Origin of the sequence: Nocardia mangyaensis (assembly GCF_001886715.1) — a bacterium.
Lineage (GTDB): Bacteria > Actinomycetota > Actinomycetes > Mycobacteriales > Mycobacteriaceae > Nocardia > Nocardia mangyaensis.
Genome location: NZ_CP018082.1, coordinates 339,158 through 364,645, shown reverse-complemented (window position 1 = coordinate 364,645; position 25,488 = coordinate 339,158). Strand labels below are relative to the sequence as shown.

Here is a 25,488-nt window from a genome sequence, read left to right as displayed (position 1 = left end):
GACGCGCCTGCGTGCGCTCCCGCGCGGCGACCCGAACAACCGCGCGAACCGCCGTTGTCCACCCGCCAACGGGAACACCAACACCGCGACCGCACAGCAGAACAGCCCGACCTCCACCAGTTCCTCCTCCCCCGTCGACCCACAGCACGAACAAACCGACCTGTCCACACCTGTCCACACCGCGTCAACAGTCGCGTCGTCACCCGACTCGCACCACGAGCGTTCACCGCACTTCGACCGTCCCGGACCCGCGCTGACCACCCGCTCCCGAGCCGAGCACGCACAGCGCTCATCCGATGCGCCTTTCGATGAGCCGGGCCAGCTCGGGGGCGCCGGGGGCGGGGAGGTCGTCGGAGCGCCAGGCGGGGGTGATGTGGATGCCTTCGAGGGTGCGCTCGAGGACACCGATTTCGCGGAGCCCGCGGGTGCCGTCGGCGCGGCGGTGGACGTGCAGGATGACCTGCACGGCGGCGGCCAGTTGGCTGTGCAGGGCGGCGCGGTCCATGCCGCCGAGGGCGGCCAGGGCTTCCAGGCGGGCGGGGACTTCCTGGGGTGAGTTGGCGTGGACCGTGCCCGCGCCGCCGTCGTGGCCGGTGTTGAGGGCGGTCAGGAGATCGACGACTTCCGCGCCGCGAACCTCGCCGACGACGATGCGGTCGGGGCGCATGCGCAAGGCCTGGCGGACGAGGTCGCGCACGGTGACCGCGCCTACCCCCTCGACATTGGCGGTGCGGGCCACCAACCGGACGACGTGGGGATGGACCGGGGCGAGCTCGGCGGCGTCCTCGACGCAGATGATTCGCTCCGCGGGGTCGACCGCGGCAAGCAGCGCGGACAGGAGGGTGGTCTTGCCGGCGCCGGTGCCGCCGACGACGAGGAAGGCCAGGCGCGCTCGGACGATGTCGGCCAGTAGTCGACGGGCTTCCGGTGGTACGGAACCGGCGGCGGCCAGCGCGTCGAGGCCCTGGGTCGCCGGGCGGAGCACCCGCAGCGACAGGCAGGTGCCATCGTGGGCGACGGGGGCGAGAACGGCGTGCAGCCGGACGCCGAACGCGTCGCCGAGGATGGCCTCGGTGCCTGCGAGTTTGCCGTCGACCCAGGGTTGCGCGTCATCGAGCCGGCGACCGGCGGCGAGAGCGAGGCGCTGGGCGAGGCGGCGGACGGCGGCTTCGTCGGCGAAGCGGACATCGGTGTGTTCGAGACCGCGGCCGCGGTCGATCCAGACCGAGTCCGGCGCGGTGACGAGCACGTCGGCGACTCGCGGATCGTGCAGCAGTGGCTCGAGCAGCCCGGCGCCGGTCATCTCGGTTTGCAGCAGGCGCAGGGCGCGCAGCAGGTCGGTGTCGGCCAGCACGCCGCCGGCTTCGGTGCGGATGGCGGCGGCCAGTTGGGCCGCGTCGGGGACGCCGGTGTGTTCGGCGAGGCGTTCGCGGACGCGTTCGAGCAGGTCGGCGGTGACGAAGGTGGTCATCGCGGATCGGCTCCGACCACGGCGAGTACCGCGTCGGCCGCGTCACGCAGCGGACCGCGCCTACGCACGCTGAGCCCGCCGCGTTCGAGCCGGGACGCCAGCCCGGCCTGCCCGCGCACCGCGGCCAGCAGCGGCAGCCCGAGCAGCTCGGCCACCTCGGCGCCACGCAACCCGCCGGGCGCTGGGCCACGAACAATCAAGCCCCGATTGGGATTTCGCTCTTCCAGATGAGCCGAGACCAGCTCGGCGGCGGCGATCGAACGTAGCCGCGCGGGGACGACGAGCACCACCAGATCGGCGGCATCGAGCATCGCGTCTGCCGCCGCCCCACGCTCACCGGAGACATCGCAGACAACCAGATCCCCTGCGGCCCTGCCGGATTCGATGACCGCGCGCACCGCGGCCGGGGTCAACTCGGTCGGCGAGCGACCGGCGGAACCACTGCCGGACGCGGGCCGCGACCGTCCACAGGAGAGCACGGCCAACCCCGGCCCCGCGGCGGGCAGGGCGTTGTGCAGCGCCGCCGCGGACACCCGCCCGTCCTCGATCACCAGATCCGGCCAGCGCAGCCCGGCGACGTTCTCCATCCCGAGCACCAGGTCGATCCCGCCGTCGAGCGGCGCTCCGTCGATCAGCACCGTGTCGCGCCGCAGGCCACGCGCCGCCCCACGCAGCGCGGTGGCGGCAGCCAGGGTCGTGGCCCCCGCGCCACCGCCGGCACCAGCCACCGCGACGACCACCCCGTCGCCGCTGCGCGCCTCGGCGTGCTCGGCGAACTGCTCGACCAGCGCCACAGCACCCGCGGGTAGCGGAACCACCCGTTCGGCGCCGACCGCGGTGGCGGCCTGCCAATCGGGCACCGCGGGTTCCCCTTCGGTGACGAGCACGATCCCCGCTCTTCGCGGACAGCCCGCTGCCACGGCGGCCGCCGCCGCAGCGGTGTCGAGGATGACCAAACCTGCCCCCGACCACGCGTGTCTGCCGACCGGCAAGGCCCGTTCGTCGGTCGTCCGTTCGGCAGCCGCGGCGACCCGGCGTACTTCGGCGCGCAGTCGGTGGTCACGCACGAGGACCAGTGCGGGGGCGAGCGAGGGTGCGGGGGCGGTGCGCGGAGCGGCTTGGTTCATGCAGCTCAGCGTGGCGCAGCCCGGACATCTCGAACAGTCACCGAAGGCCGATTGTGGATAACTCGGGGGTGTGGAGAACTTTCGAGAACCGTCCCGGAAATAGAGGACGGCCCCAGCCGGGGGGGAGGAGGCTGGGGCCGTCGGGTTCAGCCCCGGGGGGTCGGGCTGAACGCGCCTGGAACGATGTCCAGGTGCCAGCAATACTACACCCATCCCCCGGCGGGGGCGCAAGTAGCGTTCGCCGACATTCTCCGGCGATTCGCGGCGTCCGGCGTCCCCGGGGCAAACCCTTTCGGGCACACCTGGACGGTCGCTCACCCATCGTGTGCGGCGCGTGCCTATTCTGTTGACGTGACGGCCGAACGTGACCAGACATCGCCTCCGGACACAAGACTCGACCACAGCGGCCGAGCGCCGGTGCCGGGCGGGCGCGTCGCCGCCTTCTTCGATCTCGACAAAACGGTGATCGCGAAGTCGAGCGCGTTCGTGTTCAGCAAACCGTTCTACGCACAGGGTCTGATCAACCGCCGGGCGGTGCTGGAGAGCAGCTACGCGCACTTTTTGTACTTACTCTCCGGTGCCGATCACGACCAGATGGAACGAATGCGGGCAAACCTGGCCAACATGTGCGCGGGCTGGGATGTGGAACAGGTGAAATCCATTGTGGCCGAGACATTGCACGATCTCGTCGACCCGCTGATCTATGCCGAGGCCGCCGATCTGATCGCCGATCACAAGATCCGTGGACACGATGTGGTGATCGTCTCGGCCTCCGGCGAGGAGATGGTCGGCCCGATCGCCGAGGTGCTCGGCGCCTCACACACCGCGGCGACCCGGATGGTGGTCGAGAACGGCAAGTACACCGGTGACATCGAGTTCTACTGCTACGGCGAGGGCAAAGTGGCCGCGATCGAAAGACTGGCCGCCACTGAGGGTTACGACCTGTCCCGGTGCTACGCCTACTCCGATTCGATGACCGATCTGCCGATGTTGAGCGCGGTGGGCCACCCGACCGCGGTGAACCCCGATCGCGCGCTGCGCAAGGAGGCCGCCGCGCGCGGCTGGCCGGTGCTCACGTTCTCCAATCCGGTGTCGCTGTGGTCGCGATTCGGAGCGCCGTCGAGCACCACCGTGGCCGCCACCGCGGCCGTCGGGCTCAGCGCGATCATCGCGGGCGCGATCAGCTACCGACTGCTGCGCAAGCGACGCTGACCTGCGACGTAGCCGCGACGCACACAGCACGGATCGCCCGGCGACACGCCGATTTCACGGGCATCCGGTCATGCTTTCGAAACACTTGATGTGAGTGCCATCACAGTGTAAGAATGGAGGCACGGAAGGACGGAAGGCCAAGACGGAGCCGGAAGAGAAGGTTTCGCCTCCCATCCCACCCTTCCCAGCACGGACGCCAGGCACCCACGCGGAGCGCGCCGCGACAAGGGCAGCAGAGTTGTGGGCCTGCGAAATTCGAGCGGTCGTCGGCGAAGGCCTCGCACAGGTTGCGGGGATGAACCGGCGGGGTTCGGGTGATCGCCGAGGCCACCGAACACAACCCACCTCAGCACGCTTGGTAACCGGGTGTTCCGTGCTAGCGGGCGGTGCGGTCGAGTAGTCGGCTACGCCGCCCGTTTCGATGTGCAGGGAGACCTAGCCCGCGGCGGCGGCGTCGGCGATCGAGTTCGCCTCGCGGGCTCCGTCTTCCAGCGCGCCCGCGCAGAACAGCACCCAGCCGCCGACTCCCTCCGCCGTGCCGGCGCCGAACCCGGCCGCTGCGTCGAGGTAGGCCTGTTGGCGTCGCAGCCAGAACACTTCCGGCACGCCGAGGCTGTGCGGATCCAGCCCGCTCGCCACCGCGACCAGCCGCGAGGCACCGCGCGCGACGACGCCGTCGGCGGTACCGAAGGGGCGAAGCGTCAACAGCTCGCCGTGCACGATCGCGGCGATCACCGGGGCGGGGGCCTTGCTGGTCTGTACGGTCTGGGCGAGCAGGTCGAGGCGCTCGGCCACACCCGGCGACGAGCGCGGGCGACCGAGTTCCTGCTGATCGGCGACCAGGTCGGCGGCGGCGAGCAGGTGCAGCCGGGCCAATGCCTGCAGGGGGGCTCGGCGCCAGGTGCCGACGAGGTTGTTGAGGGCGTCACCGTCGAGCGCCTGGCCGACACGCAGAGCACCCGCGAGCACCGGATCGCTGACCTGACCGTCGGCGGGCAGATCGGTGCTCGCGCCCTCGATGGCGGCAGAGGACCGCGCGGCGCGCACAGCCGCCTCGGCAGCCGTGGTCGCCCAGCCGCGCCGGTTCGACTTGTGCCGGTGCACCGCGGCGAGCGCATCGCGGGCCTTGTCGGCGGCCTCGCGCACGCCGGGCAGGTCGACCAGGGGCTGGAGCGGATCAGTCACGAAGTACGAGGCTACCGGCCGCCTACCCCGAAGCCGACGGCCACATGCAACCCGCGCACTCGCGGCCAGGTCCGATCCGGCCACAACATCTCGGCGAGTCGCTTCGCCGCGGGCGTGTGCGCCCGGCGCCGCCGCGATTCCAGTTCGGCCGCCCGCTCCGCATCGATCCGATCCATCGACGTCCCCTCCCCGCGATACCTGCCGCACGACTTCGCACCACTCAACGATACGCCCGCGACCAGCGATTCCAGTGCGAAGCGGCCACCCCGCGAAACCTCACCGAGACAACAGCCACGAGGCCCAGCGGTGTTGACTACTGTCGAAGACGCGGGGCTGCGCCCGCGCGACCGACCCGACCGCACCAGGCATGTGAGGCTGAATCGACATGACCGAAACCGCTGCAGGACATCAGGACTCGTATCCGCCGAGCACGGAGTTCGCCGCCGCCGCCAATGCGGGCGCCGCCCTCTACGACCGCGGCGAGACCGACCGGGGCGGCTTCTGGGCCGAGCAGGCCAACCGCCTGCACTGGCACAAACCCTTCTCCGAGGTACTGGACTGGTCGGCGGCCCCGGTCGCGCGCTGGTTCGGCGACGGCGAGCTCAATGTCGCCTACAACTGCGTGGATCGCCACGTCATCGATGGGCACGGCGACCAGATCGCCCTCCACTGGGAAGGCGAGCCCGGCGATTCGCGCGCGATCACCTATCGCGAACTGCTCGAAGAGGTCTCCCGCGCGGCGAACTATCTGACCGAACTCGGGCTCGAGGCGCGCGACCGGGTCGCCATCTACATGCCGATGGTGCCCGAGGCCGTCGTGGCGATGCTGGCCTGTGCACGGCTCGGGCTGACACACTCGGTGGTGTTCGCCGGTTTCTCGCCGAGCGCGCTGCGCCAGCGGGTCGACGACGCGCAGGCCCGCCTGATCATCACCACCGACGGCCAGTGGCGGCGCGGCAAGCCCGCACCGCTCAAGGAGGCCGTGGACGAGGCGCTCGCCGCCAAGGGTGATGTGCCGTCGTCGGTGGAGCACGTGCTGGTGGTGCGCCGGGTCGATACCGAGGTGCCGTGGACCGACGGGCGTGACCTGTGGTGGCACGAAACCGTCTCCCTCGCTTCGCCTTCCCACGAAGCACAACCCTTCCCCGCCGAGCATCCCTTGTTCATCCTCTACACCTCCGGCACCACCGGAAAACCCAAGGGAATCCTGCACACCACCGGCGGCTACCTCACCCAAACCGCCTACACCCACCACAACGTCTTCGACCACAAACCAGGCCAAGACATCTACTGGTGCACCGCCGACATCGGCTGGGTCACCGGACACAGCTACATCGTCTACGGACCACTCGCCAACCGCACCACCCAAGTCGTCTACGAAGGCACCCCCAACTCACCCAACGAACACCGCCACTTCGAGATCATCGAAAAATACGGCGTCACCATCTACTACACCGCACCCACCCTGATCCGCACCTTCATGAAATGGGGACGCGACATCCCCGACACCCACAACCTGAGCTCACTACGCCTACTCGGATCCGTCGGCGAACCCATCAACCCCGAAGCCTGGCGCTGGTACCGCGACGTCATCGGAGCCAACCAGACCCCCATCGTGGACACCTGGTGGCAGACCGAAACCGGCGCCATCATGATCTCGCCGCTGCCCGGCGTCACCGCGGCCAAGCCAGGCGCGGCCATGCGCCCGCTGCCCGGGATCTCGGCGAAGGTCGTCGACGACGAGGGCAAACCGGTGCAGCTCGGCGAGACCGAGGCCAACGGCTATCTGGTGCTGGACAAGCCGTGGCCGTCGATGCTGCGCGGGATCTGGGGCGACATGGACCGCTACCGGACCACCTACTGGGAGCGCTACGCCGAGCAGGGCTGGTACTTCGCCGGTGACGGCGCCAAGCTCGACGCCGACGGCGATCTCTGGGTGCTCGGTCGCGTCGACGACGTCATGAACATCTCCGGGCACCGCATCTCCACCGCCGAGGTCGAATCCGCCCTCGTCGGACATCCGGCCGTGGCCGAGGCGGCGGTGGTCGGCGCGACCGACGACACCACCGGTCAGGCCATCGCCGCGTTCGTGATCCTCACCGGCGAGGCGGCGCCGAACGCGGGACCGGGTCTGGTCGACGAACTGAAGGCCGAGGTCTCCAAGCAGATCAGTCCGATCGCCAAGCCGCGAGAGATCCACATCGTGCCGGAGCTGCCCAAGACACGCAGCGGCAAGATCATGCGCAGGCTGCTGCGTGACGTCGCCGAAGGGCGCGAGCTCGGCGACACTTCCACGCTGGTCGATCCGGGAGTCTTCGAGGCGATCCGTAGCGCGAACAACTGAGTCGCGGGCACGGGGATGACCGGTGATCCCGGCCGTCCCCGCTAGAGTCGACCTCGGTGTGCCGGGAAGTCTGGTCGACATGCGAGCGTGAACCCGCTGGTCGGGCCATGCTCACGGCGTTGTCGACCCCTGCCGAGAGGCCTGCCTTTTGATCACCCGTGTTCGCTCCGAACTCACCCGATATCTCCGTACCGAGACCGTCGGCGGCGCGCTGCTGCTCATCGCCGCCGCGGTCGCCCTGATCTGGGTGAACTCGCCGTGGGGCGCGAGCTATCAGACGATGGTCGACACCCAGCTGAGTATCCCCGCCCTGCACCTGGATCTCACGCTGGCCGACTGGACCAAGGACGGGCTGCTCGCGGTCTTCTTCTTCGTCGCCGGGCTCGAGCTCAAACGCGAGTTCGCCGTCGGCGAGCTCGCCGATCCGAAGCGGGCCGCGCTGCCGGTCATCGCGGCGGTCGGGGGCGTCATCGTCCCGGCGCTGATCGCGTTCACGATCGGCTACGGCGTGCCCGGCATGGACCGGGGCTGGGCCATCCCCGTCGCCACCGATATCGCCTTCGCACTCGCGGTGCTCGCCATGACCGGTTCGCGGATTCCGCCCAGCGCCCGGGTGTTCCTGTTGAGTCTGGCCGTGGTCGACGATCTGCTCGCCATCGTCGTGATCGCGGTGCTGTTCACCGCCACGCTGTCGATGCTGTGGCTGGGCGTGGCACTGGCCTGCTGCGCGGCCTGGGCGCTGGCACAGCGGCGACGTCTGCACACGCCGCTGTTCTACCTCCCGGTCGCGCTGGTGTGCTGGTACGCGCTGCACGAGGCGGGCATTCATCCGACGCTGGCCGGTGTCGCGCTCGGTCTGCTCACCAGGGTGCGCACCGATCCGGGCGAGCGAACCGCCCCCGCCACCCACCTCGAGCATGTCGTACAGCCGATCTCGGCCGGGTTCTGTGTACCGCTGTTCGCGCTGTTCGCCTCCGGCGTACCGCTCAACAGCGCGGTCTTCGGTTCGCTGTTCACCGACCGGTTGTCGCTGGCGATCATCTGCGGACTGCTGTTCGGCAAGGTGATCGGAATCTTCGGAGTCAGTTGGTTGATGATCCGGCTCGGCTGGGTGAAACGCCCCGCCGGACTCGGGAATCGCGACATGTTCGCCCTGTCGGTACTCGGCGCGATCGGGTTCACCGTTAGCCTGCTTGTGGCGGAACTCGCGCTGACCGAGGTCGGTACCGACGCCATGGATCTGGCGAAGGCCGCGGTCCTGGTGACCTCCATGGCTGCGTCGCTGATCGGATCGGCGCTACTGTTGCGCCGAGGACGTGTGCACCAGGCGCGCCGCGATGCGGACGAGCACAAACGGACAGAGAAGGGTCGACGAAGTTGAGTTACACCCAAGGCGGAAATGACGGTCGCACGGTCACTTCCATCCCGTTGACCGACGCGAATCCGCCCGGATCCGCCAGCGTCGGCAGCCTCGTCCGCGACGCGACCGAGCAGATGTCGACGCTGGTGCGCGCCGAGGTGGCACTGGCCAAGGCCGAGGTCACCGGCGAGATCCGCAAGGGTCTCACCGGCAGTGTGTTCTTCGTTCTGGCCCTGACGGTGCTGCTGTTCAGCTCGTTCTTCTTTTTCTTCTTCCTCGCCGAACTGATCGCCGTGTGGCTCGACCGCTGGGCCGCGTTCCTGATCGTGTTCGCGCTGATGGTGCTGACAACCGCGCTGCTCGCCTTCCTCGGGTACCGCAAGGTCAAGAAGGTCCGCGCGCCGGAGAAGACGATCGACTCGCTCAAACAGACCGCGGAGGTGCTGCCGCAGGCGCTGGCCCATCGCGAGCACACGCCGTCGCTGGAGAAGTCGAGCAGTCGATGACGCGCCGGGTGGGCCCGGTCGCCACGGCCGGTCCCGCCCACTAGGCTCGATCGGCGTGTCGTCCAACTCATTCCCGGATCCCTCCAGCGTCCGCTACGGCGGACCGTGGACCCACCGGGATGTGCACGCCAACGGGATCCGTTTCCACGTCGTCGAAGCCGACACGCCGGAGCGCTCCGACGCGCCACTGGTGCTGCTGCTGCACGGTTTCGCCGACTTCTGGTGGTCGTGGCGGCACCAGCTGACCGGGCTGGCCGACCACGGCTATCGCACCGTCGCCGTGGACCTGCGCGGCTACGGCGATTCCGACAAGCCGCCGCGCGGCTACGACGGCTGGACCCTCGCCGGTGACATCGCCGGCCTCATCCGCGCCCTCGGCCACACCGAGGCCACCCTGGTCGGCCATGCCGACGGCGGACTGGTCTGCTGGGCGACCGCGGTGCTGCATCCCCGGCTGGTCCGTTCGATCGCCCTGGTGAGCTCGCCCCATCCGGCCGCGCTCAAACGCGCCGTCCTGCGCGACTCCGCCCAGCGCGCCACCTGGCTCCCCGATTTCCTGCGCTACCAGCTGCCGCGCTACCCCGAGAACCTGCTCACCCGCGACAACGGCGCCGAAGTGGAGCGGCTACTGCGCGCCCGTGTCGGCAAATCCTGGTCACGTAGCGCCGAATTCACCGAGACCGCGGCCAGGATGCGCGAGGCCATCCGCATCCCCGGCGCCGCCCACAGCGCCCTCGAATACCAGCGCTGGGCTTTCCGCAGCCAGTGGCGCCCCGACGGCAAACGCTTCATGGCCACCATGCGCACCCCCATCGACATCCCCGTGCTGGCCCTGCGCGGCGAGCAGGACCCCTACCTCCTGCCCGCCACCGTCCGCCGCGGCGCCCGCCTGTCCCCCCACCGCACCCTGGTGACCATCCCCGACGCAGGCCACTACGCCCACCAGGAAAACCCCATCCGGGTCAACGAAGTCCTCACCACCCGCTGGCGCGAACAGAACGGCGTCAACGGCTCCCCGAAAGACGACCTCGTCTCCCCCTGAGCCAGCAACCACCTCCCGCGCTCCCAGCCACATCAACACTCGAGAACCGCCCACGCAGTCCCGAACCACACACCAACGCCTAAACCCGCCACCGACCACGCACTACCAGGCAGAACGAGAGCGAACCAGCGAAAGCGGAACTCAGCTCAGAACGCACGCACCCGTATCCACCGGCGTACTCACACCAGGCGCCGACGCCAGCTCACCACCGACCTCATCGAGCGTCAGCACATACCCCGTGTCGTCATCGGTCACCGCCGCGCCGAACACCACACCGAGCAACTGCCCCTCGGTGTCGACGAGCGGTCCACCGGAATTACCCGCCCGAACCTGACCGCGCACCGTGTACACCTCACGCTCGACAGTGCCGTCACGATGGATGGTCGGCCCGGTGAGATCCAGCGTCTCGCGTACCCGCGCCGCACTGGCCGTGTACGGCCCGCCACCCGGATAGCCGAGCACGATCGCGCTCTCCCCCGAACCGGCGGGCTGCGGCGCCCGCGGGATGACGGGCGCCGTCAGACCCGGCACCGCGAGCACCGCGATGTCCTTGGATGGGTCGAACAGCACCACGCTCGCCTCGAGCGCGCCGCGCGCCGTATCGACCGACACGCTCTGGGTCCCCGCGACGACGTGCGCGTTGGTCATCACGCGCTCGGGCGCGACGACGAAGCCCGAGCCCTCCAGCGCCCGCTGGCAACTGGGGGCGGTACCGCGGATGCGCAGCACACTCTGTTGCAGTGAGACCGCGACGGGGCTGGCGAGCACGCTCGGGTCGGGCGGTTCCACCGCGGCGATCGGCGCCCGGCCGAACGGCCCGATGACATCCGGCAGCCCGGAGGTGTTGAGCAGCTTGGAGAACTCGTTGGGCAGCTTGCGCAGCCAGCTCGGCGCCACCGCGTTGACGTCGGCGAGTACCCGCGACCCGTTGATGGCGGCCGCGACACCCGGCTGCGACGCGGTGGCCAGCGGCAACGCCAGCAGCCAGGCCGCGACCAGCACGGTCGCCGCCTGCAGCACCGCGCCCACCACACTGTCGACCCCACGCGCCACGGGATGGCGCATGCCCGACCGCGCGGCCCGGCCGAGCACCATGCCCGCGACCTCGCCGATGATCACCAGCAGCACGATCAGCAGGATGCCGCCCAGTACCCGGCTGCGGCCCTCACTGAGGTGCTGGAGGATGTGCGGCGCGATCAGAATGCCGGCGACCGCGCCGAGCGCGACCCCGAAGAACGCCAGCGCCGAGGCCACCGCGCCCTGGCGCCAGCCGGTGGACGCCGCGACCAGCGCGATCAGCACCACCGCGATATCGAGCCATGCCGACGCGCTCATCCTTGCGCCTCGCCGGCGCTCGGCTCCAGTATGACCGCGATGGCGGCTGTGTCGATTTGCCGCTCGCTACGCTCGCTCACAGGGTCATTCCGACCGCAGCCAGCGAACTCTCCAAGTCACGCACGTCGCCCCGATCCCAGTCTCGTTCCCACCCAGCTGTTTTGATGATGCCGGCGAGGATACCGCCGGTGAGTCCCCACACCAGCATGCCGTCGACCTGGAACGCGGGGCTCTGGTAGCCGAGACTGCCACGCACCATGAATCTGTGTGCCGGATCGAGCAATTCGGTCAGCGGTACACAGACGACACGTTCGGTCTCGCCCAGGTCGACCACGCGGACCGCGCTCGGCTCCCGCCAATAGCCGAGGATCGGGGTCACGTCGAACTTCGACGGCGGCACGAACAGCTTCGGCAGCGCCGCGAAAGGTTGGACGCCGGCGGGGTCGAGGCCGGTCTCCTCGACGGCCTCACGCAGCGCGGTACCGACCGGGCCGTCGTCGCCGGGGTCCTCGGCGCCGCCGGGGAAGGCGATCTGGCCGCCGTGCTGACGCATCGTCGATGCCCGTTGGGTCAGCAGCACCTCGGCGTCGGCGGGTAGGCCACCCGGCGCGCCGGGGTCGGGTTCGGGTGAACCACCGAACAGCACGAGGACGGCGGCCTGGCGCGGCTTCCCGGTGATCGACATGGCCCGGCGCAGCGCGCGGGAGGTGGCGAGGGTGTCGGCGGCGTCGGGGCCGCCGGTTCTGATCGCGGGACGCAACCAGGACGGCAGGCCGGAATCGTCCAGTCCCGCTACACCACGCACATCCGCACCCTTCGTCATACCGCGATCCGAACTCCGAGCTTGTCCGCCACCGTGTCGGCGATGTCGGCCACGTCGGTGAAGGTACGCACTTCGACGCTCGCGATCGAACCGTCGGCCCGCACCAGCACCGAGATCGGCAGCACCGCGGGGGCGCCGACCGCGGTACGCACGCTCGCCTGCGGGTCAGAGACACCGGGCAGGGTGATGTCGAGACCACTCAGCCGCGCCAGCGCCTTCGCCTCGTCGGGATCGCTGTGTACGGTCAACACGGTGAGTTCCGAGCCGGCGTGCTGAGCGAATTCCTGCAGGTGCGGCAGTTCCACGGCACAGGGGCCACACCAGTAGGCCCACAGATTGAGCAGCGCGGGTTTGCCCGCCAGGGCGGCGGCGAGATCGCCGGACGACCCGTCGGCCAGGCAGTCGAGGGTCAGCCCGGCCAGCGGACCGGCACCTTGGACATCGGGCGCCGGGACGGGACACGGGTCCAGTCCGGCCGCCGCGCGTTCCTGCGCCGACACGCCCGTGGGCTGAGATGAGGGCGGCGTCATCGGCGCGGCGGTGTCGGAACCGCCACGCGGCCACAGCGCCACCGCGGCGGCTGTGACGAGAATCAGCGCGGCGAGCGCCCAGCGCAGTGCGGGCCGCCGCAGCGGCGATGGGGCAGGTTCGCTCACAGGCCGACCATGTCCAGCAGATGCTCGCGCTCAGGACCCTTCACCAGCGTGGCCGCGACGGCAGGATCGGTCGGGCCGGTACCGAAGGACGGGCAATCATTGGCGAGCACGCAGGCACCGCATGCCGGTTTGCGCGCATGACACACCCGGCGACCATGAAAGATCACCCGATGCGAGAGCATCGTCCACTCCTTGCGCTCGATCAGCTCGCCGACCGCGTGTTCGACCTTGACCGGATCCTCTTCCCCGGTCCACTTCCAGCGGCGCACCAGGCGGCCGAAGTGCGTGTCGACCGTGATACCCGGCACATCGAAGGCATTCCCGAGGATGACATTCGCAGTCTTGCGTCCGATGCCGGGAAGCTTGACCAATTCCGCCATCGTGTGAGGCAACTCACCGTCGTACTGCGTCTCGAGAGCCTGACCGAGCCCGATCAGCGAACTGGTCTTGTTCCGGTAGAACCCGGTGGGCCTGATGTATTCCTCCAGCTCGGCACGGTTGGCCTCGGCGTAGGCGCGCGCGCTGGGATACCTGGCGAACAACGCGGGAGTGGTGAGGTTCACGCGGACGTCGGTGCACTGGGCGGACAGGATCGTCGCGACGGCCAACTCGAGCGGCGTTGTGAAGTCGAGCTCGCAGTGCGCGCCGGGGAAGGCTTCGCCGAGCGTGCGGTTCATCCGGCGCGCCCTGCGGACCAGTCCGATCCGCGTTTCCGCCGCTAGCGCGCGGTTCTTGCGCTTGCGCGCGGCGGAGATTCCGGTGGGCCGTGCGGGCGTTTCCGCGGCCGAATCGGCATCGCCGGTGGCTGCGGTAGCGGGAGAAACGGGCACCTGTCCACCATACGGAACCGCCCCGACAAGCTTGGCCGGTCAGTTTGCCCGCTGTGTTCCATCTGAGACCTGGACCGTGTTTACTGCCTGTCATGCAAGGACTCGCTGTGGTGCTCTTCCCAGTGCTGTTGATGCTGTTCGCGCTGGGGATGGAGCGGGTCGAGAATCGGCTCCGTAAGCTTCTCGAACCCGACGAAGAGGTTCAGCAGTACCTGGACAACGCCAGCAACGCCGAAGTGAAAGAGCTGACGAAGCTCGGCCTGCCCGCCGCGGTGGCGCGGGTGCGCAAGCGCCGCTCACGCGCCGACGACCTGGACGTGGCGCGGGCCAGCTGACCAACATTTCGCCTCGGGCGCACCGCCCGTTCACAGTGTGCGCAGATCGCGCAATCCACTCTTTACGTGGTGTCTGTCACTGTGCCGCCGAGATGCCGCGTAGACTGCGCTGTTGGTCGATTCGCTCGGCCGGTTCGCAAGCCATATCCCCATAAGGAGCACATTCGTGGACGAGGCCCTCGCCAGAGCAGGCATCTTCCAAGGCGTCGAGCCCACCGCGGTGGCCGCGCTCGCCAAGCAGCTGCAGCCCGTAGATTTTCCGCGCGGCCACGTCATCTTCAACGAGGGCGAACCCGGCGATCGGCTGTACATCATCACGACGGGCAAGGTGAAGATCGGTCGTCGCTCACCCGACGGCCGGGAAAACCTGCTGACCATCATGGGTCCGTCCGACATGTTCGGTGAACTGTCGATCTTCGACCCCGGCCCGCGTACCTCGACCGCCACCACGGTCACCGAGGTCCGCGCGGTGACGATGGACCGCGACGCACTCAAGTCGTGGATCGATCAGCGGCCCGAGATCGCCGAGCAGCTGCTGCGCGTACTGGCCCGACGCCTTCGCCGCACCAACAACAACCTCGCCGACCTGATCTTCACCGACGTGCCGGGTCGCGTCGCCAAGGCGCTGCTGCAGCTCGCACAGCGTTTCGGCACCCAGGAAGCGGGCGCGCTGCGCGTGACCCACGACCTGACCCAGGAGGAGATCGCCCAGCTGGTCGGCGCTTCCCGGGAAACCGTCAACAAGGCGCTCGCCGATTTCGCCCATCGCGGGTGGCTGCGTCTCGAGGGCAAGAGCGTGCTGATCTCGGACTCCGAGCGTCTGGCCCGCCGCGCTCGTTGATCGCGTAGTACGTACGTCGACGTCTCGGCACGCCGGGACCACCGGTGCGGCTCCGTAGGAGAGGGCCTCGTCCGCACCAGGGTGGTTCCGGCGTGCCGTCGTCGTACCAGAAGCTGGTCATGACGCAGCTGGGCGACCTCCGTGCACACCGCACGGAGGTCGCCCAGCTGATGCTCAGGCCCCTACTCGGCCCGCAGGTACTCCAGCTGTGCCTGCACCGAACTGCGCGCCGCGGGCCACAACCGCTTGTCCACATCGGCGTACACCTTGCGGACCACCGCGAAAGCCCCGGCGTCGGGGCCCAATTCGACCAGCGCGGCCCGCACCTGGTCGAGCCGCTCCCGGCGGTGCGCCAGGTAGTACTCGGCGACCGGCGCGAGGTCGGGGTGATCGGGACCGTGCGCGGGCAGCAGTGCCTTGCCCGCACCGAGCTCACGCAGCGTTTCCAAGGACGCGAGGAACGCGGCCAGCGCGCCGGGCGCCGATTCGAGCACCGTGGTGCCGACGCCGAGCACCGTGTCACCGGTGAGCACCGCGTCGTCGAGCAGGAAGCTCACCGAATCGGTGGTGTGGCCGGGGGTGGCCAGCACCGTGATCGGCACACCCGCCGCCTCGATGACCTCGCCGTCGACCAGCGGGGTCACCTCGCCGCGCAGGTAGGCCGGATCGACCGACCGCACCGGCGTCCCGGTGGCCTTCACCAGGTGATCGATACCGCCGGTGTGATCGTGATGGTGGTGGGTGATCAGCGTCAGCGCGATCCGCCCGCCGGTCGCCGCGACGATCGCGGCGACGTGCTTCTTGTCCTTCGGACCCGGATCGACCACGACGTAGGAGTCGCTGCCGGGATCGCGCAACAGCCAGGTGTTGGTGCCGTCCAGCGTCATCTGCGACGGATTGTCGGCCAGTAGCACCGCCGCCGTCGCCGTGACCTGCCTGACCTGGCCGTACGCGGGATGTTCCAGTGCCATGACGGCTGCCTATCCGACTGCTTGGTCCAATTCGACGATCAATTCCACCTCGACGGGCGTGTTCTTCGGCAGCTCCGAGACACCCACCGCCGAGCGCGCGTGGACGCCCGCCTCGCCGAACACCTCGCCCAGGAATTCCGATGCGCCGTTGATCACAATCGGCTGATCGGAGAATCCCGGCGCGGAGGCGACGAACCCGACGACCTTCACGACCCGGACCACCTGGTCGAGTCCGACCAGGTCGTGCACCGCGGCCAGCGCGTTGAGCGCGCATAGCCGCGCGGCCTCCTTGGCCGTGTCCAGGTCGACCTCCGCGCCGACCTTGCCGACCGCCGACAACTCACCATCGACGAAGGGCAGCTGACCGGAGGTATACACCAGCGAACCGGTCCGCGCGGCCGGAATATAGGCCGCGACCGGGGCGGCGACCGGCGGCAAGGTGACGCCCAACCGGTCGAGCGCGTCCTTCCACGCGGTGGCCACGGCTACTTCTGCCGCTTCAGGTAGGCGACGTGCTGCTCGCCGGTCGGACCGGGCAGCACCGTGACCAGCTCCCAGCCGTCGGCGCCCCACTGATCGAGGATCTGCTTAGTCGCGTGCGTCAACAGCGGCACGGTCGCGTACTCCCACAGGGTGACTTCACTCATGGGGTGAGTTTAGGGCGCACCCCGAACATCGGAGCGAAACGGGTTATAGGCTCGGCCACGTGGGAGCACCAACAGCAGAGCCGGTTTCGTCGGTTCCGGAACCGTCGACCGGATGGCCACAGCGCGCGGCCAAGGCCCGCTTGCACTACGTGACCGGCAAGGGAGGCACCGGAAAGTCGACCGTTTCGGCGGCGCTGGCCCTCTCGCTCGCCGCGGGTGGTCGCAAGGTGCTGCTGGTCGAAGTGGAGAGCCGCCAGTCCATCGCGCAGTTGTTCGACCGGCCGCCGCTGCCACCCACCGAGACGCGCATCGCGACCGCCGACGGCGGCGGCGAGGTGATGGCGCTGGCCCTCGACATCGAGCACGCCTTCCTGGAATACCTCGACATGTTCTACAACCTCGGCTTCGCGGGCCGGGCGATGCGCCGGATGGGCGCCATCGAGTTCGTCACCACCATCGCGCCGGGCCTGCGGGATGTGATCCTCACCGGCAAGATCAAGGAATGCGTGGTGCGCGCCGGCAAGGACGGCAAGCCCGCCTTCGACGACATCGTCGTCGACGCGCCGCCGACCGGCCGGATCGCCGGCTTCCTCGACGTCACCCAGGCCATGGCCGAGATCGCCAAGGGCGGCCCGATCGCCTCGCAGGCCGAGGGCGTGTCCAAGCTGCTGCACTCGGATCAGACGATGATCCACCTGGTGACGCTGCTCGAGGCGCTGCCGGTGCAGGAGACCGCGGACGCGATCGCCGAGCTCACCGCCAACGATCTGCGGATCGGCACGGTGATCGTCAACCGGGCGGCCATCGGGCAACTCACCCCTGAAGATCGCGCGGCGGCCGTGGCCGGTGACCTCGACACCACCGCCATCGCCGCGAGCCTGGCCGAGGCCGGGATCACCCTGCCCGACCCGGACTTCGACGGCCTGATCGCCGAGGCTGTCGACCACGCCACTGCGCTGACCGCCCAGGACGCCAGCGCCGCCGAACTGGCGCGCATCGATGTCCCCCAGTTGTCGTTGCCCGCGCTCAACGAGGGCATGGACCTCGGCGGCCTGTACGAACTGGCCGAACAGCTATCCGCGCAGGGAGTGCGATGAGCGAGCAAGTGACCACCCCGCCGGCGCTGGATGTTTCGCAGATCATCGCCGACCCGTTGGCCAGGGTCATCGTCTGCTGCGGTTCGGGCGGTGTCGGCAAGACCACCACCGCGGCCTCGATCGCGCTACGGGCCGCCGAAGCGGGTCGCAAGGTGGTCGTGCTGACCATCGACCCGGCCCGCAGGCTGGCCCAGTCGCTGGGTGTCGCCGATCTGGACAACACTCCGCAGCGGGTGGAACTGGGTCCCGAGGTCCCCGGCGAGCTGCACGCCATGATGCTGAACATGCGCCGCACCTTCGACGACATGGTGCTCGAACACACCACTCCCGACAAGGCCGAGCAGATCTTCGCCAACCCGATCTATCAGACGGTGGCGTCCTCGTTCGGCGGCACGCAGGAGTACATGGCGATGGAGAAGCTCGGCCAGCTGGCCGCGCGCAAGGAGTGGGACCTGATCGTCGTCGACACGCCCCCCTCGCGCAACGCGCTGGACTTCCTCGACGCCCCCAAACGCCTCGGCACCTTCCTCAACGGCAAGATGATCCGGCTGATCATGGCGCCCGGTCGCGGTGTCGGACGGTTCGTGACCGGCGCGATGAGCCTGGCGATGCGTGGCGTCTCGACCATCGTCGGCGGGCAGATGCTCAAGGACGCCTCGACCTTCCTGCAGTCGCTGGAGTCGCTGTTCGGCGGATTCCAGGATCGCGCCGAACGCACCTTCGCGATGCTGTCCAAGCCGGGCACCCATTTCTTCGTCGTCGCCGCGCCCGAACCGGACGCGCTGCGGGAGGCCTCGTTCTTCGTCGACCGGCTCTCCACCGAGCAGATGCCGCTGGCCGGGCTGGTACTCAACCGGACGCACCCCGCGCTGTCGGGACTGTCCGGTGAGCGCGCGCTGACCGCGGCCGACCAGTTGGCCGACTCCGATCCGCGCACCGCCGCGGTGCTGCGCATCCACGCGGAGCGGGTGGCGACGGCCAAGCGCGAACAGCGGCTGCTGCATCGCTTCACCGGCGCACATCCCCGGGTGCCGATCGTCTCCGTCACCGCCTTGCCGTTCGAGGTCTCCGACCTCGACGCCCTGCGCGCGGTCGGTGACCAGCTGGCGGGCAAGCCACCCGCCTCCGCCTGACAATTCAGGCAATTCGGCTATAGCTCACAACCCCGTAACACCGGCCGACGGCGCCGATTCCGCAAACCCCGCGGTCTCGGCGCCGTGTGTGATAACGGTCCGGTCTCGACTGCTAGATGGCCACCTGATGCTGCCGCTGGGCCTGGAAGAAGTCGGCCCACGACGTCACGTCGGGATGCTGCTTGAGCAGGGCACGTCGCTGTCGCTCGGTCATCCCGCCCCACACGCCGAACTCCACCCGGTTGTCGAGCGCGTCGGCGCCGCACTGCATCAGTACCGGGCAGTGACGGCAGATGGTTGCCGCCTTGCGCTGGGCCGCGCCGCGAACGAACAGCTGATCAGGGTCCACTTCTTTGCATCGCGCCTGGGCAACCCAAGCGATCCTTGCCTCGGCCTGCTCTACATCCAGTCGAGCGATGGGGGTTGTGATGTGCATTTGATGTGCCCCTTTGCAGTCCGAACACCGTTGTGCGGCGCTCCAGAATCGCGAGCACGGATTCACAGCAACCCAACTACCGCTGCGGTCCGCACCACATTCCACTTTGAGTGTTAGCTCTATCACACTGGGTTCTCAATCTAGGTAAAGGTATGGCGCTTGCGCAAGACCGCCCCCCGATTTTTTGGTACGGCCGTCCATTCAAATCCGCGATCAGACGGGCAGTCGCGCTGTTCACCGGCGTGGCCGGTCGCGACACGCCGATGTGATCATTTTGTTGACACGCCCGAGCAACCCCCCTGGCACCGACCGGACATCACCCGTCGAGCGGCACAGCAGTGAACACCGACACGCCACCCTTTAGGCTGGGCTCGTGCCGATCACTCACACGCTCGGGAGACTGGCTGGCAGCTGCGCGCTCGCCGCCGTGCTCGTCGCTGGGTTGTTGTTCCCTCTGGCCGGTGGTTTCGGGTTCATCTCCAACCGAGCCGCCGACGCCGTCGACAATGTGTCCGCCGAACTGGTGGAGGGCACGGTCCCCGCCGTGTCGACCATGGTCGACGCGAGTGGCGCGCCCATCGCCTGGCTCTACGAGCAGCGACGCTTCGAAGTCGAGAGCGATCGCATCTCCAACAACATGAAGCTGGCGATCGTGTCCATCGAGGACAAGCGCTTCGCCGACCACAAGGGCGTCGACTGGCAGGGCACGCTGCGCGCGTTCCTGACCAACACCTCCTCCGGGGAAGTGCAGCAGGGCGCGTCCACGCTCGACCAGCAGTACGTGAAGAACTTCAACCTGCTCGTCGTCGCCAAGACCGACGCCGAGCGCCGCGCCGCGATCGAGACCACCCCGGCCCGCAAGCTGCGCGAGATCCGGATGGCGCTCACGCTCGACCGCGAGCTCAGCAAGGACGAGATCCTCACCCGCTATCTGAATCTGGTGCCCTTCGGCAACAGTTCCTATGGCATCCAGGACGCCGCGCAGACCTACTTCGGCGTCGACGCGGCCGAGCTGACGATGACCCAGTCGGCGATGCTGGCCGGCATGGTGCAGTCCAGCTCCAAGCTGAACCCCTACACCAACGAGAAGGGCGTCACCGACCGGCGCAACACCGTCCTCGACACCCTGATCCAGAACATCCCGCACCGCGCCGAGGAGTTCCGCAAGGCCAAGGAGGAACCGCTCGGCGTGCTGCCCAAGCCCAAGGGCCTGCCGCGCGGCTGCATCGCCGCCGACGACAAGGGCTTCTTCTGCGACTACGCGCTGCAGTATCTGGCCGAGGCCGGGATCAGCCGCGAGCAGGTCGACAAGGGCGGCTACCTGATCAAGACCACCCTCGACCCCGCCCTGCAGGCATCGGTGAAGCGGTCGGTGAACGAGTTCGCCGATCCCAACCTCGACGACATCGCCGAGGTCATGTCGGTGATCGGCCCCGGCCAGGACGCCCACCCGGTACTCGCGATGGCGTCGAGCCGCACCTACGGCCTCGATCGCGACGCCAACGAGACCCTGCTCGGCCAGCCGTACATGATGGCCGGACACGGCGCCGGCTCGATCTTCAAGCTGTTCACCACCGCCGCCGCGATGGAGAAGGGCCTCGGCATCGCCGCACAGCTCGACGTGCCGGGCACCTACGCCGCGCGCGGCATGGGTTACTCGAACTCGCCCGGCTGCCCCGCCGACGCCTGGTGTGTCTCGAACGCGGGCGCCTATCCGGGATCGATGTCGGTGACCGACGCGCTGGCCACCTCGCCCAACACCACCTTCGTCAAGATGATCCAGGACGTCGGCGTCGAGGCCGCGGTGGACATGTCGGTGCGACTCGGCATGCGGTCCTACACCCGGCCGAAGACCTCGGGCTACGGCGACGCCAGCCTGGCCGAGCACATCAAGAACAACAACATGGGCTCGTTCACCCTCGGCCCGTTCGCGATCAACGCGCTCGAGCTGTCCAACGTGGCCGCCACCCTGGCCTCGGGCGGCAAGTGGTGCCCGCCGTCGCCGATCCACGAGGTCGTCGACCGGCACGGCAAGAATGTCCCGCTCACCCAGCAGGCGTGCGAGCAGGTGGTCGATCCCGGCCTGGCCAACACCCTCGCCAACGCGATGAGCAAGGACGACACCAGCGGCACCGCGACGGCCGCGGCCCAGTCGGCGGGCTGGTCGGCACCGATGTCGGGCAAGACCGGAACCACCGAGGCGCACTACTCCTCGGCGTTCCTCGGCTTCACCAACAGCCTCGCCTCGGCGGTCTACGTCTACGGCGACAGCCCGACCCCCGGCGAGATCTGCTCGTTCCCGCTGCGCAGCTGTGGCAGCGGTAGCCTGTTCGGCGGTAACGAGCCCGCGCGCACCTGGTTCAACGCGATCATGCCCGTGCTCGGCAACTATCCGCCGCCGAGCCTGCCCCCGGTCGACGACAAGTACGTGCGCGGCGCGAACAACTCCCAGGTTCCCGATGTCGCGGGCAAGTCGCAGGGCGAGGCCACCTCGATCCTGACCGGCGCCGGCTTCCAGGTGACCTCGGTGACCAGTTCGGGGTCCCAGCCCAAGGGCACGGTGATGGGCAGTTCGCCCAACGGCGCGGCCATTCCTGGTTCGGTCGTCACGATCTACATCAGCGACGGCACCGTCCGAGTCCCCGCGCCCACCACCCCACCGGCGGAGCCATCGGCCCCGCCGCCGGCGATCCCCGGTCTGCCACAGATTCCGCGACTGCCACCGATCCCCATTCCGGTGCCACGCTGAACACACGACGAAGGGCCGCCGTCGATCCGACGGCGGCCCTTCGTCGTATCGGTCAGAGCCGGGCTTTGACCGCGGCCGAGAGCCGCGACCCGTCGGCCTTGCCCTGGGCGATCGCGGTCGCCGCCTTCATGACCTGACCCATCTGCCGCATCCCCGGCCGTTCGCCGATCTCCTCGGCGACCTGAGCGATCGCGGTGTCGGCCACCTGGGCCACCTCTGCCTCACTCAGCTGGGTGGGCAGGTAGTCCTCGATGACCTCTTCCTCCGCGCGCTCGTTCGCCGCCAGTTCGCCACGCCCGTTCTGCTCGTAGATGACGGCGGCCTCGTTGCGCTTCTTGGCTTCCTTCTGCAACACGGCGACGACTTCGGCGTCGGAGAGATCGTGCGCCTGCGTTCCCGAGGTCTCCGCGTTCTGGATCGCGGCGAGCACCATCCGCAAGGTCGACAGACGCAGGGTGTCCTTGGCTTTCAACGCGGCGGTCATATCCGCACGCAGCTGCGATTTCAGTTCCGACATGCGCCTCACGGTAGCTGTTCGCCGTCTGGAGTCCCATCACATTTTCATCGCAGTGCCCAATTCGCGCCCGGTCGCCGAGAAATTCGTATCCTTTGTGCGGAAACACACGCGCCGATCCGGGAGGGGGTCGCCTATGCTGGGCAAATGCCCGTTATCTCGACGTCCGCTGTCCGCCGAACCGCGTTGGGAGCCGCCGGGGCCGCCGCCGCAGGCATCGGCTACGCCACGCTGATCGAACGGAACGCGTTCGTCCTGCGCGAAGCGACGATGCCGGTGCTCGCGCCCGGCTCGCCCACGCTGCGCATTCTGCACATCAGCGACCTACACATGATGCCGGGGCAGCAGCTCAAACAGCAGTGGCTGCGCGAACTCGATCGGCTCGAACCCGACCTGGTCGTGAATACCGGCGACAATCTTTCGCATCAGAAGGCCGTGCCCGCCGTTGTGCAATCCCTCGGTGCGCTGCTGGCTCGTCCCGGCTTGTTCGTGTTCGGTTCGAACGATTATTTCGCGCCGGTGCCGAAGAATCCGCTGAAGTATTTCAAGAAAGATCATCGCCGCGTGTACGGCGATCCGCTGCCCTGGAAAGATCTGCGCGCCGCGTTCACCGAGCGCGGTTGGCTGGATCTGACCCACACCCGTCGCGACCTCGAAGTCGCTGGTATCCGCATCGCCAGCGCAGGCGTCGACGACCCGCACCTGCAGCGCGATCGCTACGACACCGTGGCAGGCGCGCCGAACCAGCTGGCACAGCTGAGCATCGGCGTGACCCACTCGCCCGAGCCGCGGGTGCTCGACCGGTTCGCCGAGGACGGCTACGACCTGGTGCTGGCCGGGCACACCCATGGCGGTCAGCTGGTCGTGCCGGGCTACGGCGCGCTGGTGACCAATTGCGGCATCGACAAGTCCCGGGTGAAGGGCGCCTCCCAATGGGGCGCGCACACTCAGTTGCACGTCTCGGCGGGCATCGGCACCTCGCCGTGGGCGCCGTACCGCTTCTGCTGCCGCCCGGAGGCGACCTTGCTGACCCTGGTCGGCGCACCGCCCAAGCGTCCCTCCGCCGACACCGGCCATGGCATTTCCACCTCGCAGGCCGTCGCCCGCTAAGGTCGCCCCGAACGACTTTCAGTCACTAGGGGACGACCGTGAGCAGTGGATCCGACGACCGGCGCAACGACCCGACCATGTTCGGCGGATTCGGCGCGCCGAACCAGCCCGACGACCCATGGCAGCGTCCGCCGGACGGTTCCGCCGCGGGACAGCAGAATCCGGACGCACCCGACCCGACGGCCGTGTGGCAGCCCGGTGGTGCCGGGCTGCCACCGGGCCTGAGCTGGGAGGGGTCGGGTCCGCCGCCCGGTTTGCCCGACGCCACGCAATGGTCGCCCGACCAGCCACAGGCGTCGTGGTCGCCCGCTGGACCGCAGGACCATCGCACTGCCGCCCAGCAGGCGGACCCCACCCAGCTGCGTCAGCCCACGGCGAATCCCTCGGGTGACCAGCAGGCCGATCCGACCCAGCTGCGCAGCCCCGCCGCACCATGGCCGGGAACGAATCCGCCGGTAGGCCAGCCGTGGCAACCCGGCCAGGCCGACCCGACCCAACTGCGCAACCCGGCCGCGCAGTGGCCCGGTTCGAATCCGGTTGCCGGGCAGTCGGATCCGAACCAGCAGTGGGCAGGCGGCCAGCAGCCGTGGGGCGCGCCGCCGCAGTGGAATCCGGGCCAGCAGTGGAATCCGGCAGCGGGACAACCGAATCCAGGCCAGCCGTGGGGCCAGCCCAGTCCGGCGATGTTCGGCGCACCCGCCTGGCAACAGCCGCCCACTCAGCAACCACCGCACCAGCAGTACGGCGAGATTCCGGCGCTCGAACACGGCGGCGCGCAGTCCTTCGGTCAGGCGTACCCGCCGGGACCACCGAAATCCGGTGGAAAGGCCGGGATCTGGGTCGCGGTGGGCATCGCCGCCGTCCTGATCGGTGGCACCGCACTCACCGCGGTCGCCGTGAGCCGCAGCGACGACGCGCCGGACACCGCCGCCGGCGCGAGCGCCACCCCGTCAATGGTGAGTGCCTTGAGCACCACCCCGGCGCCGTCACCGACGTCCGCGCCGACGGCGACCACGACCACGCCGACCGGCGCCGCCGCCGGCCAGGAGCCGCTCATCGAGGGCTACCAGGTGGTGGCCTCCCCCGACCGCGGCGCCGCTTACGACGTGCCGCCGAGCTGGAACGTCGCCACCGAATCGACCATCGGTGGTTTCGGCGAGCCACCGGGTGACTCCGTCATCGGCAAGGGCTATGCCTCCGACGGTCGCGACTACTGCCCCGGTTCCACCCGCACGGTCTCCCTGCTCACCGGTTCCAAGCTCAGCGACCACGCCGAGGCGGGCGCCGAACTCGGCACCAAGACCGCGCCACTGGCCTACGGCGGCTCCACTGGCACCCCCCAGCCCGCCGAGCCGCTGCGCTCCATGGACGGCACGATCAGCGGGATGTTCACCGAGACCACCGGCACCGTCCCCGACCCGGAGCCCGGCTGCGCCGCCACCTACTCCATCTACACCTACGCCTTCAAGGGCGCCAAGGACGGCAGCTTCGTCATGGTCATGGTGGCCGACACCGGCGTCCCCGACGCCGTCGACGCCGCCACCGCCAAGCGCATCTTCAGCTCCATCCGCGCCCTGTAGCACCGCACTGACCAGCCAATTTAACGTTTCACATCCGCGCGTTGTAAGCTACTTCAGGTTCGCCTCACGGGGTGTGGCGCAGCTTGGTAGCGCGCTTCGTTCGGGACGAAGAGGTCGCAGGTTCAAATCCTGTCACCCCGACGTGTTGGTTGAGACACAAAAGAACCCCTGACCTGGGATTCCT

At 69.0% G+C, this 25,488-nt stretch carries 25 protein-coding genes and 1 tRNA gene; 13 read left to right on the top strand and 13 right to left on the bottom strand.

The window, feature by feature from the left end; all coding sequences use genetic code 11:
* Positions 1-289: 289 nt before the first annotated feature.
* Both BOX37_RS01625 and ssd read right to left on the bottom strand, forming a co-directional pair.
* The gene (locus tag BOX37_RS01625) at positions 290-1,471 is read right to left on the bottom strand and encodes a TadA family conjugal transfer-associated ATPase (protein WP_071925901.1); all 1,182 of its coding nucleotides are present in this window, start codon (positions 1,469-1,471) and stop codon (positions 290-292) included.
* Entirely contained in the window at positions 1,468-2,598 is a 1,131-nt protein-coding gene (gene ssd, locus BOX37_RS01620) for a septum site-determining protein Ssd (RefSeq protein WP_071925900.1), read from the bottom strand. The genes BOX37_RS01625 and ssd overlap by 4 nt, the downstream gene beginning before the upstream one ends.
* A 417-nt stretch (positions 2,599-3,015) precedes the next feature.
* Between ssd and BOX37_RS01615 the strand changes: the two genes are divergently transcribed.
* Positions 3,016-3,810: an HAD family hydrolase gene (locus tag BOX37_RS01615; protein WP_071925899.1), complete on the top strand. Its 795-nt coding sequence runs from the start codon at positions 3,016-3,018 to the stop codon at positions 3,808-3,810.
* Positions 3,811-4,245: 435 nt separating this feature from the next.
* Here BOX37_RS01615 and BOX37_RS01610 read toward each other — a convergent pair whose 3' ends face one another.
* Complete coding sequence (locus BOX37_RS01610) at positions 4,246-4,995, bottom strand: Fic family protein (protein WP_071925898.1); 750 nt, start codon at positions 4,993-4,995, stop codon at positions 4,246-4,248.
* 11 nt (positions 4,996-5,006) lie between these two features.
* Entirely contained in the window at positions 5,007-5,171 is a 165-nt protein-coding gene (locus BOX37_RS33615) for a hypothetical protein (protein WP_156910231.1), read from the bottom strand.
* A gap of 209 nt (positions 5,172-5,380) precedes the next feature.
* On the opposite strand from BOX37_RS33615, the gene acs reads away from it, so the two are divergent.
* The 4 genes from acs (at position 5,381) to BOX37_RS01590 (ending at position 10,247) form a co-directional block, all read left to right on the top strand.
* A complete protein-coding gene (gene acs / locus BOX37_RS01605; RefSeq protein ID WP_071925897.1) occupies positions 5,381-7,339 on the top strand; it encodes an acetate--CoA ligase in 1,959 nt (652 codons plus the stop codon).
* Between the two features lie 148 nt (positions 7,340-7,487).
* Positions 7,488-8,720 (top strand): Na+/H+ antiporter NhaA, encoded by a 1,233-nt coding sequence (nhaA, locus tag BOX37_RS01600; RefSeq protein WP_071925896.1) that lies wholly within the window; start codon positions 7,488-7,490, stop codon positions 8,718-8,720.
* Complete coding sequence (locus BOX37_RS01595; RefSeq protein WP_071925895.1) at positions 8,717-9,205, top strand: phage holin family protein; 489 nt, start codon at positions 8,717-8,719, stop codon at positions 9,203-9,205. Before nhaA ends, BOX37_RS01595 begins: the two co-directional genes overlap by 4 nt.
* Before the next feature lie 55 nt (positions 9,206-9,260).
* Positions 9,261-10,247, top strand: coding sequence for an alpha/beta fold hydrolase (locus BOX37_RS01590; protein ID WP_071925894.1), 987 nt, complete (start codon positions 9,261-9,263; stop codon positions 10,245-10,247).
* Positions 10,248-10,388: 141 nt separating this feature from the next.
* Here BOX37_RS01590 and BOX37_RS01585 read toward each other — a convergent pair whose 3' ends face one another.
* The 4 genes from BOX37_RS01585 to nth form a co-directional block, all read right to left on the bottom strand.
* Positions 10,389-11,582, bottom strand: a complete 1,194-nt coding sequence (locus BOX37_RS01585; protein WP_071925893.1) for a MarP family serine protease — start codon at positions 11,580-11,582, stop codon at positions 10,389-10,391.
* 76 nt (positions 11,583-11,658) lie between these two features.
* Positions 11,659-12,405, bottom strand: a complete 747-nt coding sequence (locus BOX37_RS01580; protein ID WP_071925892.1) for an NUDIX hydrolase — start codon at positions 12,403-12,405, stop codon at positions 11,659-11,661.
* Positions 12,402-13,061 carry a TlpA family protein disulfide reductase gene (locus tag BOX37_RS01575; RefSeq protein WP_156910230.1) on the bottom strand — a complete coding sequence of 220 codons (660 nt, stop codon included), beginning with the start codon at positions 13,059-13,061 and terminating at the stop codon, positions 12,402-12,404. The genes BOX37_RS01580 and BOX37_RS01575 overlap by 4 nt, the downstream gene beginning before the upstream one ends.
* Positions 13,058-13,816 carry an endonuclease III gene (nth, locus tag BOX37_RS01570; protein ID WP_071931095.1) on the bottom strand — a complete coding sequence of 253 codons (759 nt, stop codon included), beginning with the start codon at positions 13,814-13,816 and terminating at the stop codon, positions 13,058-13,060. Before nth ends, BOX37_RS01575 begins: the two co-directional genes overlap by 4 nt.
* 182 nt (positions 13,817-13,998) lie before the next feature.
* On the opposite strand from nth, the gene BOX37_RS01565 reads away from it, so the two are divergent.
* Together BOX37_RS01565 and BOX37_RS01560 are read left to right on the top strand one after the other, a co-directional pair.
* The gene (locus tag BOX37_RS01565) at positions 13,999-14,226 is read left to right on the top strand and encodes a hypothetical protein (protein ID WP_084760551.1); all 228 of its coding nucleotides are present in this window, start codon (positions 13,999-14,001) and stop codon (positions 14,224-14,226) included.
* A 166-nt stretch (positions 14,227-14,392) separates the two neighbouring features.
* A complete protein-coding gene (locus tag BOX37_RS01560; protein ID WP_040703546.1) occupies positions 14,393-15,067 on the top strand; it encodes a Crp/Fnr family transcriptional regulator in 675 nt (224 codons plus the stop codon).
* 182 nt (positions 15,068-15,249) lie between these two features.
* Here BOX37_RS01560 and BOX37_RS01555 read toward each other — a convergent pair whose 3' ends face one another.
* From BOX37_RS01555 to BOX37_RS33610, 3 genes are read right to left on the bottom strand one after another with little or no spacing between them, the layout of a single operon-like run.
* The gene (locus BOX37_RS01555; RefSeq protein ID WP_071925890.1) at positions 15,250-16,038 is read right to left on the bottom strand and encodes an MBL fold metallo-hydrolase; all 789 of its coding nucleotides are present in this window, start codon (positions 16,036-16,038) and stop codon (positions 15,250-15,252) included.
* Between the two features lie 9 nt (positions 16,039-16,047).
* Positions 16,048-16,521: a RidA family protein gene (locus BOX37_RS01550; protein ID WP_071925889.1), complete on the bottom strand. Its 474-nt coding sequence runs from the start codon at positions 16,519-16,521 to the stop codon at positions 16,048-16,050.
* 2 nt (positions 16,522-16,523) lie between these two features.
* Positions 16,524-16,685, bottom strand: a complete 162-nt coding sequence (locus BOX37_RS33610) for a Sp36 family protein (RefSeq protein WP_019044568.1) — start codon at positions 16,683-16,685, stop codon at positions 16,524-16,526.
* Between the two features lie 59 nt (positions 16,686-16,744).
* On the opposite strand from BOX37_RS33610, the gene bagA reads away from it, so the two are divergent.
* Positions 16,745-17,782 (top strand): ATPase BagA, encoded by a 1,038-nt coding sequence (gene bagA, locus BOX37_RS01540; protein ID WP_071925888.1) that lies wholly within the window; start codon positions 16,745-16,747, stop codon positions 17,780-17,782.
* Positions 17,779-18,915, top strand: coding sequence for an ATPase BagB (bagB, locus tag BOX37_RS01535; RefSeq protein WP_071925887.1), 1,137 nt, complete (start codon positions 17,779-17,781; stop codon positions 18,913-18,915). Before bagA ends, bagB begins: the two co-directional genes overlap by 4 nt.
* A 112-nt stretch (positions 18,916-19,027) precedes the next feature.
* Here the strand turns inward: bagB and BOX37_RS01530 are convergent, their stop codons facing one another.
* A complete protein-coding gene (locus BOX37_RS01530) occupies positions 19,028-19,351 on the bottom strand; it encodes a WhiB family transcriptional regulator (protein WP_019044565.1) in 324 nt (107 codons plus the stop codon).
* A 373-nt stretch (positions 19,352-19,724) separates the two neighbouring features.
* Between BOX37_RS01530 and BOX37_RS01525 the strand changes: the two genes are divergently transcribed.
* Positions 19,725-22,100 carry a penicillin-binding protein gene (locus BOX37_RS01525; RefSeq protein WP_071925886.1) on the top strand — a complete coding sequence of 792 codons (2,376 nt, stop codon included), beginning with the start codon at positions 19,725-19,727 and terminating at the stop codon, positions 22,098-22,100.
* A 52-nt stretch (positions 22,101-22,152) separates the two neighbouring features.
* Here the strand turns inward: BOX37_RS01525 and BOX37_RS01520 are convergent, their stop codons facing one another.
* Positions 22,153-22,617, bottom strand: a complete 465-nt coding sequence (locus tag BOX37_RS01520; RefSeq protein ID WP_071925885.1) for a GatB/YqeY domain-containing protein — start codon at positions 22,615-22,617, stop codon at positions 22,153-22,155.
* A gap of 144 nt (positions 22,618-22,761) precedes the next feature.
* On the opposite strand from BOX37_RS01520, the gene BOX37_RS01515 reads away from it, so the two are divergent.
* The 3 genes from BOX37_RS01515 (at position 22,762) to BOX37_RS01505 (ending at position 25,445) form a co-directional block, all read left to right on the top strand.
* On the top strand, positions 22,762-23,724 hold the full coding sequence (locus tag BOX37_RS01515; RefSeq protein WP_071925884.1) for a metallophosphoesterase: 963 nt from the start codon (positions 22,762-22,764) through the stop codon (positions 23,722-23,724).
* A 38-nt stretch (positions 23,725-23,762) separates the two neighbouring features.
* On the top strand, positions 23,763-25,304 hold the full coding sequence (locus BOX37_RS34800; RefSeq protein ID WP_071925883.1) for a DUF8017 domain-containing protein: 1,542 nt from the start codon (positions 23,763-23,765) through the stop codon (positions 25,302-25,304).
* Between the two features lie 67 nt (positions 25,305-25,371).
* Positions 25,372-25,445 (top strand) — tRNA-Pro (locus tag BOX37_RS01505).
* Positions 25,446-25,488: the final 43 nt, after the last annotated feature.